The sequence below is a fragment of the Flavobacterium sp. genome (genome assembly GCF_029242675.1).
In the GTDB taxonomy this organism is placed as follows: domain Bacteria; phylum Bacteroidota; class Bacteroidia; order Flavobacteriales; family Flavobacteriaceae; genus Flavobacterium.
Map to the genome: position 1 here is coordinate 1 of NZ_JAQWTM010000191.1, position 14,125 is coordinate 14,125.

The 14,125-nt window shown below is 36.2% G+C and carries 12 protein-coding genes and 1 tRNA gene; 2 read left to right on the plus strand and 11 right to left on the minus strand.

What is annotated here, in order from left to right; translation table 11 throughout:
• Positions 1-446: 446 nt before the first annotated feature.
• Entirely contained in the window at positions 447-1,310 is an 864-nt protein-coding gene (locus P8M54_RS07360; protein ID WP_026707723.1) for a sigma-70 family RNA polymerase sigma factor, read from the plus strand.
• Positions 1,311-1,747: 437 nt separating this feature from the next.
• Positions 1,748-2,410, plus strand: a complete 663-nt coding sequence (gene rpe / locus P8M54_RS07365; protein ID WP_300286759.1) for a ribulose-phosphate 3-epimerase — start codon at positions 1,748-1,750, stop codon at positions 2,408-2,410.
• A 92-nt stretch (positions 2,411-2,502) separates the two neighbouring features.
• Here the strand turns inward: rpe and P8M54_RS07370 are convergent, their stop codons facing one another.
• From P8M54_RS07370 to mraY, 11 genes are all read right to left on the minus strand, one after another.
• Positions 2,503-3,309: a zinc-dependent peptidase gene (locus tag P8M54_RS07370; protein ID WP_366525133.1), complete on the minus strand. Its 807-nt coding sequence runs from the start codon at positions 3,307-3,309 to the stop codon at positions 2,503-2,505.
• Between the two features lie 106 nt (positions 3,310-3,415).
• A tRNA-Arg gene (locus P8M54_RS07375) sits at positions 3,416-3,492 on the minus strand.
• Positions 3,493-3,564: 72 nt separating this feature from the next.
• Entirely contained in the window at positions 3,565-4,014 is a 450-nt protein-coding gene (locus P8M54_RS07380; protein WP_300286761.1) for a GatB/YqeY domain-containing protein, read from the minus strand.
• A gap of 280 nt (positions 4,015-4,294) precedes the next feature.
• The gene (gene ftsZ, locus P8M54_RS07385) at positions 4,295-6,253 is read right to left on the minus strand and encodes a cell division protein FtsZ (protein ID WP_300286763.1); all 1,959 of its coding nucleotides are present in this window, start codon (positions 6,251-6,253) and stop codon (positions 4,295-4,297) included.
• A 55-nt stretch (positions 6,254-6,308) separates the two neighbouring features.
• Positions 6,309-7,700 (minus strand): cell division protein FtsA, encoded by a 1,392-nt coding sequence (gene ftsA, locus P8M54_RS07390; RefSeq protein WP_300286765.1) that lies wholly within the window; start codon positions 7,698-7,700, stop codon positions 6,309-6,311.
• A 7-nt stretch (positions 7,701-7,707) separates the two neighbouring features.
• On the minus strand, positions 7,708-8,430 hold the full coding sequence (locus tag P8M54_RS07395; protein WP_300286767.1) for a cell division protein FtsQ: 723 nt from the start codon (positions 8,428-8,430) through the stop codon (positions 7,708-7,710).
• A complete protein-coding gene (gene murC, locus P8M54_RS07400; protein WP_300286769.1) occupies positions 8,417-9,766 on the minus strand; it encodes a UDP-N-acetylmuramate--L-alanine ligase in 1,350 nt (449 codons plus the stop codon). Before murC ends, P8M54_RS07395 begins: the two co-directional genes overlap by 14 nt.
• 10 nt (positions 9,767-9,776) lie before the next feature.
• A complete protein-coding gene (gene murG / locus P8M54_RS07405) occupies positions 9,777-10,868 on the minus strand; it encodes an undecaprenyldiphospho-muramoylpentapeptide beta-N-acetylglucosaminyltransferase (RefSeq protein ID WP_300286771.1) in 1,092 nt (363 codons plus the stop codon).
• A 5-nt stretch (positions 10,869-10,873) separates the two neighbouring features.
• Complete coding sequence (locus tag P8M54_RS07410) at positions 10,874-12,163, minus strand: FtsW/RodA/SpoVE family cell cycle protein (RefSeq protein WP_300286773.1); 1,290 nt, start codon at positions 12,161-12,163, stop codon at positions 10,874-10,876.
• Positions 12,164-12,193: 30 nt separating this feature from the next.
• Complete coding sequence (gene murD, locus P8M54_RS07415; RefSeq protein ID WP_300286775.1) at positions 12,194-13,525, minus strand: UDP-N-acetylmuramoyl-L-alanine--D-glutamate ligase; 1,332 nt, start codon at positions 13,523-13,525, stop codon at positions 12,194-12,196.
• A 1-nt stretch (position 13,526) separates the two neighbouring features.
• Positions 13,527-14,125, minus strand: a 599-nt coding sequence (gene mraY / locus P8M54_RS07420) for a phospho-N-acetylmuramoyl-pentapeptide-transferase (protein ID WP_300286777.1), incomplete at its 5' end; no start/stop codon positions are given.

Here is a 14,125-nt window from a genome sequence, read left to right on the forward strand (position 1 = left end):
TGCTATTTGTCATTCTGACGAAGGAAGAATCTAAACAAAACTGAGCAACTTTTGGAGATTCCTCCTCTGTCGGAATGACAAAATTGAGCTGACTTAGTTTTCAATTAGACTAGCATCCTTAGAAAAAACAACTTTTCAAAAGTTTATAAATTACACCTTCTCCTTACACTTAATATTACTCAGTTTAAACAACACATAGAACCTTCCACTATTTGTCATTCTGACTAAACAACAGCAACCTAATTGTATTTGCATTAGGGATGGAAGCGGCATCCTTTGATGAAATGAAATGAAATCAAAGATACAGCGTACAGCCCGGGCCGAAGGCAATGCCCTACTTTGACTTCGCCCAGCAAGAAAATAAATTATTTTATAAACTTTTGTAACTTTTATTCTGATTCCTACGTATAACCATATGTACACTTAAAAGTAGAGGAGACAAACACATGAGACAACTAAAAATTACCAAGCAGGTAACGAATCGTGAAACTGCATCATTAGATAAATATTTACAAGAAATAGGTAAAGTTGACCTTATTACGGCCGATGAAGAAGTAGAATTAGCACAAAAGATTAAGGCTGGAGATCAAAGAGCCTTAGAGAAATTAACAAAAGCAAATTTACGTTTTGTGGTTTCGGTTGCAAAACAATATCAAAATCAAGGATTAACGCTTCCCGATTTAATTAATGAAGGTAACCTTGGACTTATAAAGGCAGCACAGCGTTTTGATGAAACTCGTGGTTTCAAATTCATTTCGTATGCTGTATGGTGGATCCGTCAATCGATTTTGCAAGCACTTGCTGAACAATCTCGTATTGTACGTTTGCCATTAAACAAAATTGGTTCTATCAATAAAATCAACAAAATGTATGCGTTATTAGAGCAATCTAACGAGCGTCCACCATCTGCTGAAGAAATTGCAAAAGAACTAGACATGACGGTAAATGATGTGAAAGAGTCTATGAAAAACTCTGGTCGTCACTTATCAATGGATGCGCCTCTTGTTGAAGGAGAAGATTCAAACCTTTATGACGTTTTACGTTCAGGTGAGTCTCCAAATCCAGACAGAGAATTAATCCACGAATCTTTGCGTACTGAAATTGAGCGTTCATTAGAAACATTAACGCCTCGTGAGGCTGATGTAGTTCGTTTGTACTTTGGTCTTGGTGATCAACACCCAATGACTTTAGAAGAAATTGGTGAAACGTTTGACCTAACTCGTGAGCGTGTACGTCAAATCAAGGAAAAAGCAATTCGCAGATTGAAACATACTTCTAGAAGTAAAATATTAAAAACATATTTAGGTTAATAAACCTAAAGTCAACGAGTCAAATATCTTAAAGCCGCAAGCTACTAGGATATTTGACTTTTGGCGTACAGCAAACAACAGTCTGATTAACTGTTCGTTTTTTGATTGATGATTGAAACTCCGGCTGATTACCGGAGTTTTACTTTTTAATCTTAATTCTTTTCACTTTTTACTAATTACTAATCACTTTTCACTAATCACCAACAGGGCGTAACCCTCCGTTATTGCTTCGTCGTTCCTCCTCGCAACTTCGGGTCGGGCTTTCAGCTGTATCTCTGCGCTGCGCTACGAGGATGCCGCCTCTATCCCTTACGCAAATAAGAATACAAATAGCGAACTGTCTACACAAAAAACTTTCTCCGTTGCTTCAAAAAAACTATTTTTGCACAAACAACTACTAAAGAATCTGACTCAAATTCAGATCAAACAACTACAATATGAAAAATACTCTTATTGCTCCATCCGTACTTGCTGCCGATTTTGGGAACCTGCAACGTGATATCGAAATGATTAATGCAAGCGAAGCTGATTGGTTTCATATCGACATCATGGACGGTGTTTTTGTTCCAAACATTTCATACGGAATGCCTGTATTAGACGCTATCAACAAGCATGCAACTAAAACGATAGACGTTCACTTAATGATTATTGACCCTGATCGTTACATCAAAACTTTTGCAGCCTTAGGCGCCAATATTCTTAGCGTGCACTACGAAGCTTGTACACATTTACACAGAACCTTACAAGCCATTAAAGCAGACGGTATGAAGGCCGGAGTTGCGTTGAACCCGCACACCAATGTACATTTACTCGAAGACGTAATTAATGACATTGATTTAGTTTGCCTCATGAGTGTCAACCCTGGATTTGGTGGGCAATCATTCATTGAAAACACCTACGATAAAGTACGAAAACTGAAAGCCTTGATCGAAAGAAAAGGCGCTACAACGCTGATCGAAATTGACGGTGGTGTAACAAATAAAAATGCCAAACAACTAGCAGAAGCAGGAGCGGATGTTTTGGTTGCTGGAAGCTACGTTTTTGGCGCGGCTGATCCAATCGCAACTGTAGCCGACCTAAAAAAACTGACTACAATTTAATCGATACCCAAAAGTAAAAAGTCCTGAAAATTCAGGACTTTTTACTTTTACGGCATTATCTAACCATTTACTAGTTCATCAGGAATTATTTGCTAATGATCTTTATGATTAATCATTTTTTTAACGATAGTATATAAGTCCGGGAATTCCCTTTTAAAACTATGCGGAGTTTCAAAAAAATGCTCCAATACTACAGCAAAAAATTCAGCGTGATTAGTATAAGCGTAAATTCTAAAATAATCAGATTCGGTTAATTTTTGAACAACTTCAGGCTTAACCGAATATTCTTGAAGTTTACTGTATTCGTCACTGAAAATTGCGCTAGAATGGTCTCTACCTTTTAAGCCATGAAAATACAAAGCATGAGAAAATTCGTGTAGACCCAAATTTAGATTATCATTTGTAAACTGAAATCCTTCTTCAAAATCGGCCCAAGAGAACACGATAATTTTCAATCCAGGATTAAATTCTCCTTTGTGCATTTCACCTGTGATGCGTGATAAATAAGCCTCAGGATAAACGATTATATTTTTAAAGATGGTAATTAAATAGCGCCGCATACCAAAGGTCAACATCACATAAGTCGCTGCGATCAGCACGCGAGATCGATCCGAGAGTTCAAAACCATCCATTCCAATTATTTTGTAATGCCTCAGAAAAGAAGCTACTCGATGCTCAAAATACACTTGGTATTTCTCGGGCAGCTTTGAGTAAAAGGTGAATTCTTGACTTAAAACTTTCATCTGACTTGAGCTTAACCTTTTTGGGATGGGATACCAATGAATGTAAAATGGTTTATTGAAAATTAGCACATACAAGGGTTCGACTATCAAACCCATTATATAGATAACGAGCAATGCTGCTAAAATAGTAAAAACAAAAAATTGAAAGACGCTCATTATAGTTAACAGAAAAGAATTAGATAAACGAAGCTACAAAACTGCTTACCCAATTCAAATTAATTGAAAAGATAGTATAAAAAAAGCAAGCTAAAAAGCTTGCTTTTGGTGGCCGAGACAGGGTTCGAACCTGCAACCCTCAGAGTCGAAATCTGATATTCTATCCAGTTGAACTACTCAGCCTTATTAATGATACAGCTCGTTACATCGGTTTTAAATGGTATAATTTAAAACCGATAAACAAATGCTACTTATTTATACTAATAATTTTTTAACGATAGTAGAAATTACTTTTCCTTCTGCCGTTCCTCCTAATTGAGCAGAGGCTAATCCCATTACTTTTCCCATCGATGCAATTCCAGATGCTCCTGTTTCAGCAATAATTTTTGCAATTACAGCTTCTACTTCTGCCTCACTTAATTGTGCTGGCAAAAACTTCTCGATTACAGCAATTTGAGCCAATTCGGGTTCAGCTAAATCCAAACGATTTTGCTCCGTAAAGATTCTAGCACTTTCCTTACGGGTTTTTACCAATCTCTGTAATAATTTTACCTCTTCGTCCTCTGAGATTTCCTCTTTTGAACCGTTAGCCGTTTGTGCTAAAAGCAATTCTGATTTTATCGCTCGTAATGCTTCTAATGCTACTGTATCTTTTGCTCTCATGGCAGCTTTAAGCTCATCCATGATGTTTGTTGCTAAACTCATATCTATTTATTTAATTAGTGGGGTTGAGAGTACGGGTTTGTTGCCCCTGATGGTAGTGAAAAGCATTTTAAGAGAAAACGGATTTATTTCTTGGATTTGAAAAGCGACCAACGGAAGCTCTTTAAAATCCTTAGAAATAACCGTTTTTCGAAAAAATCTTGTAACGTACAGCAGGAAATTGGCCCATCTCCTTTTTCTCGTAAACCGTGGTGCGAATATAAAAAAAATAACCCGAAAATTAAATGTAATTTTCGGGTTATATCCTTTGTTAATTTCAAAGTTAATCTACATTATCGTGCAAATAAGAATTATTAGAACGCAATTGTAAATCATTATTACTGTCCGTACCTACTGATATTCTAGAGTTGGTATTGTTAGCTTGATTATTAGAAATATCTATTCCTAAACGCTTATAAGCTGGCTCTCTTTCGTATTCATCAATTTTAGATACATTATTGTGAAACTTATAATTGAATTCTTTTAGTTTCTTTCTTCTTTCATCAGCTCTTAAACGCAATGTTTCTTCGATTGTCATTTCCATTGGAGAAATTTCTTCAAACTTCGATGGCGCTTGTTGCGTAGTATCTACTTGTTTCATTGTGATGTTCATTTCCTCAGGAATCACTTCCTCTACTTTTGCAGCTGGTTTTGAGGCAATAAAATCATTTTCAACTTCCATGTATTCTTCAAGAGAATATTTGATAATTCCGTTATCCGAAAGCTCCGTTACAGGAACAAACTGTACCGGTTGATTTACTTTAATTTCACGAGTTTCATTTGTTAATTCAAACAAAATTTTCTCTTCTTTTTCAGCTGGTACTTCAACAACTGGCTCTGACTTAAAAAGTGGCAAATCAAAAGAAAAAGTAGTTTGTTCTTCTTTTTCAACAGCTTTAGGCTGCTCCACTTGTTTCGTTTCGGTAGCTCTTGGTGAAGTAAAAGTAAAATCAATATCTTTTAATGGAGAAACGATTTCAAAGGTTACATCTAGATTTTTAATAAATTCAGACATTGCCATCAAGTCCTCGTTTCCCGCAACTGGAACAACTGTTTGTTGTACTGTGGGAACGAATCTCTCGTCTTCTTCCTCTTCAACTAAGTCAAAAACCACTCTGTCATTTACATTAGAAGCCGCACTATCTGCATTCAAGTCAAAAGCTGGAACTGCAGTATTTGATAGGTTATGAACACTTCTTTGTTCATCCTCTAATGTATGGATTATTTTTTTTGGTTCCGTGTTTACGATTCCGTTTTGTTGTTCAATATCAAAACCAGTTGCAATAATAGTTACTGCAATAGCATCACCAAGAGTCTCGTCCTCACCAACACCCATAATGATGTTTGCATTGAAACCAGCTTCAGTTTGGATGTGGTCATTTATCTCTCCTATTTCATCTAAAGTGATTTCATTAGAGCCAGAAACGATGAGCAACAATACGTTCTTAGCACCTGTAATTTTGTTATCATTTAGTAAAGGAGAATCTAAAGCCGAAACGATTGCTTCCTTAGCTCTATTTTCTCCTGAAGAAACAGAAGATCCCATGATAGCCGTTCCACTATTCGCTAAAACAGTTTTGGCATCACGTAAATCGATATTTTGAGTATAGTGATGAGTTATTACTTCAGCAATACCTCTTGAGGCTGTTGCCAAAACTTCATCAGCTTTCGAAAACCCAGCTTTGAAACCAAGATTTCCGTATACTTCTCTTAATTTATTGTTGTTGATTACGATTAAGGAATCCACTTGCTTACGCAATTTTTCGATTCCGATAAGCGCTTGTTCTTGACGCACTTTACCTTCAAAAGAAAAAGGCAATGTTACGATACCTACCGTAAGAATTTCTCTTTCTTTTGCTAATTGCGCAATAACTGGAGCTGCTCCAGTACCTGTACCACCACCCATTCCGGCAGTAATAAAAACCATCTTAGTATTGCGATCTAACATTTTTTCAATGTCAGCGATACTTTCAATAGCAGATCGTTGTCCTACATCAGGGTTTGCTCCTGCACCTAATCCTTCAGTAAGGTTTACACCTAACTGAATTTTATTTGGTACTGAACTATTTTGTAACGCCTGTGAATCTGTGTTACAAACAATAAAATCAACACCTTTGATTCCTTGTTTGAACATGTGATTAATTGCGTTACTTCCGCCTCCTCCTACACCTATTACTTTGATTACATTTGATTGGTTTTTTGGTAAATCAAATGAAATACTTCCAAATTCTGAGTTGCTCATCTTTTATTTGGTTTTTGATATTAATTATTAACTATTGTATTTTTTTGGCCAAAGCCTATTCTGCATTATCTAAAAAATCCTTAATCTTATCTACATAACGATCAAAAAACGATCTTCTTATTGTCTCTCCGGTAGATTCTTCTTTCTTTTCTGCTTTTTCACTTCCCTCTTGCTGATAAGAATAATTCCTATCATCAGCATATTCTACAACGGGTTCCGAAGGAAAGATTGGTCGCGTATGAATTGGTGGCGGCGCTAACTCCTCTTTTCGAACTGCACTTTGTGATTTATTATCAATACTATTCATCACTAAACCTACAGCGGTTGCATACAATGGGCTAGAAAACTCCTCATCAGAATTACCCGCTAAATGCTCATTAGGATACCCAATTCTAGTATCCATTCCTGTAATGTATTCTACTAATTGCTTGATATGTTTTAATTGTGCTCCTCCACCTGTAAGGACAATTCCAGCAATTAACTTTTTACGTGGATCTTCGTGACCGTATGTTTTAATTTCAGTAAACACTTGCTCTACAATCTCTACAACACGAGCGTGTATGATTTTTGACAAGTTTTTTAATGATATTTCTTTTGGTTCTCTTCCTCTCAAACCTGGGATTGAAACAATTTCATTATCCTTGTTTTCTCCTGGCCAAGCCGAACCGAATTTTACTTTAAGTAATTCTGCTTGTTTTTCTATGATAGAACAACCTTCTTTGATATCATCCGAAATTACATTTCCTCCAAAAGGAATTACAGCGGTATGACGAATAATCCCATCTTTAAAAATGGCTAAATCAGTAGTTCCACCACCAATATCGATTAAAGCAACACCGGCTTCTTTCTCCTCTTGGCTTAAAACAGCATCTGCCGAAGCTAGAGGCTCTAATGTCAATCCTGACAATTCAATACCTGAACTTTGAATGCATCTACCCACGTTTCTAATCGAAGCTGCTTGCCCTACTACAACGTGAAAACTAGCTTCTAGTCGACCACCATACATACCTATTGGTTCTTTAATCTCTGACTGACCATCGATTTTGAACTCTTGAGGCAGTACATGGATAATCTCTTCTCCGGGAAGCATTGCGAGCTTGTTAACTTGGTCAATTAACAACTGAATATCTGCCACGCTGATTACCTCTTCAGGATTGTTTCTGCTGATGTAATCGGTGTGCTGAATACTACGAATGTGCTGTCCAGCAATCCCTACTACAACATCTTTTATTTTGTAACCTGAGTTATTTTCAGCTTCATGAATAGCTTGTTGGATAGACTGAATGGTTTGTGTTATGTTATTAACTACACCTCTAGCAACACCCAAACTTTTGGATTTACCAACACCCAAAATTTCCAACTTATTGTATTCATTTTTTTTGCCTATCATGGCAACAATTTTTGTTGTCCCAATATCTAGACCCACTGCAATATTCTCTTTTTCCATTATCTATTTATTTAGTGCAAACTACTTGACTCGTAAACCGGAGGTCTATCTTTTTATATTTGTACAACGTGCTATCTACAACTGCCTTTTGAAAAAAAGCTTTATAATCTTTAAATTTTTGCGACGCATTTGACAATTTTCCAAATTCAATTTGGTAGTTGTAGTTCCTATTGAACATTTTTAAGTCTCCATTAGGCATAATTTGAATCGCAATGATGTTTTTTTTCAAAAAATCATCGTCATAAATATCCCGACACAATTGGGCAAAATCTTCGCTGTTTTTTTTATTTATTTCCCCCGAAACAAGTGGTACTCTTGCTGCGAAATTATTCGACAATGGCATCTCACCTCCCTTGTAATCAATGTAAAAGGATCTATTTCCATTGATTATTCTCGCTACAGGAGTCTTTTGTTTCACCACTGCTTTTAAGACACCATCGATACTTACAAATACATCTGATTTCTCAATCATATCATTTGAATCTAGGTTTCTCTCCAACTTATTCAAATCTAATTTATCTTTTTCAATGCTTGATGCCTTACCATTATTTTCTATTAACAATTTATTAACCGTTTCTTGTTTAATAAATAAGGTATTTTCTCCTACAAAAACAACCTCTGATTTAGTCAATTTTCGATGACCATTTCGTTTTGATGTAAACGAAAACAGAAAAAGAACGACTCCGATCATTAGCACTATCCGCGTGTTGGTCCAATTAAATAGTTTCATACAAAGCTGTTTTAATTGGTTCTACTAACTCTCCAATATCTCCTGCTCCAATAGTTACAATTATCGAAGCGTCACTTTCCAAAATTGCTCCAATCACATTCTCTTTTGCAACTAATTTTTTACTATTATTCTGTACTTTAGACAATAACCATTCCGATGTGATTCCTTCCATTGGAAGCTCTCTAGCGGGGTAAATATCCATCAACAAAAGTTCATCAAAATTAGACAAACTTTTCGCAAAATCATCAGCAAAATCGCTAGTTCTGCTAAATAAATGTGGTTGAAAAATAGCCAAAACTTTTTTACCTGGATACAATTCTCTAACCGCTTGATGCACTGCGTTTATCTCAGTAGGATGATGTGCGTAATCATCGATGTACACCAAGTTTTCGTTTTTTATTTGGTATGAAAAACGGCGGCGAACGCCTTTGAATGAAGCTAAGGCTACTGCAATGGCATCGGTTGGGGTGCCGAAGTTAACTGCCATTGCGATAGCCATCAAAGCATTCATTAAATTATGTCGACCTGGTAAAGCAAACTTAAAATCAGTAAGGATTCCTGCAGGTGTTTCGATATCAAACACATAACTACCATCAGCAATTCGTACATTGAAAGCTTTATAAACAGCAGCTACGTTTACTGCTACTGTTACACCTTCCAGAGGTAATTCGTTAGTTATAAATAATTTAGTCTTGTCTTTTACTTTATCAGCAAATTCTACAAACGAAGCTTCAATTGCATCACTGCTACCATAAATATCTAAATGATCGGCATCCATAGAAGTAACACAAGCAATATTAGGATGCAAATGTAGGAAGCTGCGATCGAACTCATCCGCCTCTACCACTGTAACTGTTTTACCGCTTCCTATCAAATTAGAGTTATAGTTTTCAACTATTCCTCCAATAAAAGCAGTAACATCCACGCCACTCTCATACAAAATATGTCCTAAAATACTTGAGGTCGTTGTTTTTCCATGCGTACCTGCAACAGCAAAACAAAACGTATCTTTGGTTATGATCCCCAATACTTCGGCTCTCTTTTTTAATTCATAGTTTTTTTCTAAAAAGTAATTCCATTGCAAATGCGTTTTTGGCACAGCTGGCGTTACAATAACTAACGTATTATCAGCTTTGAAATTTTGAGGTATGTAATCAATTCGATCTTCAAAATGAATGGCAATCCCATTCTCAATCAACTCTTTAGTTAGCGCAGTTGGCGTTTTATCATAACCAGCAACTTGCTTTCCGATATTTTTGAAATAACGAGCTAACGCACTCATTCCAATGCCACCAATGCCAATAAAAAAGACGTTATGTATTTGGTTTAAGTTCATTTTTAGGTTGTTATTTCTTAATTAATTTTACAATTTCATTTACAATTTCTTGAGTAGCTTGCGGTAATCCTAACTTTTTAATATTTGCGCTAAGCTGCTTTTGCTGGACTTCATCCTTAAATAAGGCTTCAAATACGGTGCTAAACTTAGCATCTAATTCGGACTCCGCTAGCAATATAGCACCATCTTTCTCGACAATTGCCTTTGCATTCTTCGTTTGATGGTCTTCTGCCACATTGGGAGACGGAATAAAAATCACTGGTTTACCCACGATACACAATTCTGAAACTGAAGAAGCACCTGCACGAGAAATAATCACATCTGCAGCAGCATATACTAAGTCCATTCTTTCAATAAAAGCTACAACTTGCACATTGCCATCATTGTATTTTTTATACTCTTCATAGTACAGTTTTCCGCATTGCCAGATCACTTGTACCTCCTGATTCAGTATGTTTTTTAACTCCTTTTCGATTAATTGATTGATTCTTCTAGAACCTAAACTTCCTCCAAGTACTAAAAGCGTTTTTTTATTGGAATCCAAACCATAAAAAGCGTTCGCTTCCTCACGCTTGCTTGAAACATTAATTAAATCTTGACGAACCGGATTACCCGTTAACACCATTTTATCCTTCGGGAAAAAACGTTCTAAATTTTCATAAGCAACACATATAACGCTCGCTTTCTTACTCAACAATTTATTGGTAATTCCGGGATAGGAATTTTGTTCTTGCACCAAAGTTGGAATACGCATTGTATTTGCAACTTGTAACAAAGGACCACTAGCAAAACCGCCAGTACCAATAACCGCATCTGGACGAAAATCATTAATAATTTGTCTTGATTTCCACAAACTATCGATCAACTTCATTGGAAACAACGCATTTTTTAAATTAATTTGGCGTTGAAGCCCTGCAATCCACAAACCCTTTATAGCATATCCTGCTTGAGGCACTTTTTGCATCTCCATTTTGTCTTTGGCACCTACAAATAAAAATTCAGCATCAGGAAATCGCAATTTTAATTCATTAGCAATAGCAATAGCCGGGTAGATATGTCCACCTGTTCCTCCGCCGCTTAATATGAATTTATATGGTTTCATTCTTTTTAATATTTGTTTTTAACTGCATTCATAGGATTCGATACTTTATCTTCAATCGAATAACTCAACTCTTTCTCATCATCTCTACTTAACTGATTGTCGATTAGCTTTTGTAATGCTTCCTCTCTTCTTGCAGCGTCTTTTTGTTCTTCTTCTATTTCCTCTTCCTTTTTAGTTACACCAATTATAATACCTAAAGCAATACATGTCATCCAAATCGAGGTACCTCCACTACTGATCAAAGGAAGGGTTTGCCCTGTCACAGGAAGCAATTCTACAGCAACAGCCATATTTATCATTGCTTGAAATATCATTGGAAAACCTAAACCGACCACTACTAACTTCCCGAATAATGTCGTAGCCTTGTGAGAAGCAACTACAAAGCGAAACATTAGTAATAAATACAACGCTAGGACTCCCAAACCACCCATTAATCCGTATTCCTCAACAATGATTGCATATATAAAATCAGAGGAGGATTGGGGAAGGAAATTTTTCTGTACACTTTTTCCTGGACCCAGACCGTAAATTTTTCCTGAAGCGATTGCAATTTTCGCTTTTTCAATTTGGTAGTCATCCTCTTCATTATCGTTGTTCATGTAATTTTCGATTCGGCTCTCCCACGTACTGACACGATTGTTAAAAGCGCCCGGAAAAGCTTTCGCAATTAAAACAAAAAAGGCTAGCGACAGAATTCCAACTCCTACAATCACACCAATATATTTCATAGGATACTTACCTATAAATACGAGCATAATAATCATTGCAAATATCAATGCCGTAGTTGAGAAATTGGAAGGCAAAATAAACATCAATGTGATGAATACAGGCAGCCAAAGCTCTTTAAGAGACTCAACAAAAACAATAGGCTCTTCTCTTGTTTTGGATAAATATCTTGCCACAAATACAAATAGAACTAAAGCAGCAAAGGCTGACGGCTGAAATGAAATCCCAACAAAAGGAATTTGCAGCCACCTACTTGCATTAGCACCGGCAATAACTTGCCCTTTTATCATGGTTATGGCCAATATCACCCAAACAACCGGAAGTAGCATCTTAGAGATGGAACGAAAGTAGTTATACGGAATTTTATGAACCGAATATATAATTGCAAAACCGCAACAAATATGAATAAAATGCTTCACCAAATACCCCAAGGTATTCCCTGTACCATGCCCTAAATAGGCCAAGTTACTACTCGCACTAAAAACAGGCATAAACGAAAACAGTGCCAATAAGGCCACGAATGACCAAATGCCTTTATCTCCTTTTAAATTGTTTATTAGTTGCTTCATTATTGTTGTATTACTATTTGTTTATCAGTCTTATAAATTCTGTACTGACTGTTTGAATTGATTTCCTCGATCTTCATAGTTTTCAAACAAATCAAAACTAGCGCAAGCTGGAGAAAGCAATACGGTATCCCCTTTCTCAGCGATACGTTTTGCCATTTTAACCGCATCATTCATGGAGGTAACTTCAACCATAATGTCAACTACATTACCAAAAGCATCAATAATTTTTTTATTATCAACACCTAAGCAAATCACTGCTTTTACCTTTTCACGCACTAATGACATTAATTCATTGTAATCATTCCCTTTATCAATACCTCCAACAATCCATACGGTTGGTGTATTCATGCTGTCTAATGCAAAAAATGTAGCGTTTACATTTGTAGCTTTAGAATCGTTGATATATTGTACATTTTGGATTTTCAAAACTTTTTCAAGACGGTGCTCTACACCTTGGAAATTAGATAAACTTTCGCGAATTGTCGCTTTTCTAATTTGCATTAATTTTGCCACAGAGGTTGCTGCCATTGCATTTTTCATATTATGTTTCCCCTCTAAAGCCATAGATTCGGTTTCCATTTTAAATTCTTCTTGATTGATTGATACTTCCATTATGTTGTTTTTTATATACGCTCCCGTTTCAAAAATTTGTGTCAATGAAAAAGGAATTAATTGTGCTCTTGTTTTGTTGTTGGCTAGCCATGATGCAATTGCTTCGTCATCTGCATCATAAATGAGGTAGTCCTCCTCTGTTTGATTCATCGTAATTCTAAACTTCGAATCAATGTAATTTTCATATTTGTATTCGTATCGATCTAAATGATCAGGACTAATATTAGTTATTATTGCAATATGTGGCTTGTAATTTATAATTCCGTCTAATTGAAAACTGCTTAATTCCAGGACGTAAGAATCGTAATTTTCATCGGCAACTTGCCATGCAAAACTTTTACCTATGTTTCCTCCCAATCCTACATTTAAACCTGCAGACTTTAGTAAGTGATAGGTAAGCATCGTCGTAGTGGTTTTGCCATTACTACCTGTAATTCCTATCGTTGTTGCATTGGTAAATGGAGCGGCAAATTCAATTTCAGAAATTACCGGAATTCCTTTTTCTATCAGCTTTTTGACAATCGCAACTTTTTCAGGAATACCCGGGCTTTTCATCACTACATCTGCATTCAAAATGAGTGCTTCCGTATGCTTTTCTTCTTCCCAATCAATACCATTATTCGTAAGAACCTCTTTGTACTTTTCTTTAATTTTTCCAAAATCAGAAACGAAAACATTGTATCCTTTTTTCTTTCCTAAGATGGCAGTTCCTACGCCACTTTCTCCTCCACCCAAAACTATTAGTCTCATATTATCTCAGTTTTAAGGTAACAATGGATAGAATAGCTAAGAGAATTGCAACAATCCAAAAACGGGTAACAATTTTACTTTCATGGTAGCCCTTTTTCTGGTAATGGTGATGCAATGGAGACATCAGGAAAATTCTGCGGCCTTCGCCAAAGCGTTTCTTGGTGTACTTAAAATAACTTACTTGAAGAACAACAGAGAAATTTTCGACTAAAAATATTCCGCATAAAAGTGGAATCAATAATTCCTTTCGTACTGCAATAGCAAGTACTGCAATGATTCCTCCAATGGTTAAACTTCCCGTATCACCCATAAAAACGGATGCTGGATACGAGTTGTACCAAAGAAATCCTATCAACGCACCTACAAAAGCAGCTATAAAAACCGTCATCTCCCCAGAGTTAGGGATGTACATGATGTTTAGATAATTAGAAAATATGATGTTTCCTGAAAGAAAAGTAAAAATACCAAGAGCCAAAACCGATATAGCCGAGGTTCCTGCTGCAAGTCCATCGATACCATCCGTTAAATTTGCCCCATTAGAAACAGCCGTGATTATAAAAATCACAACGGGAATAAAAATTAACCAAGCCCATTTTTCAT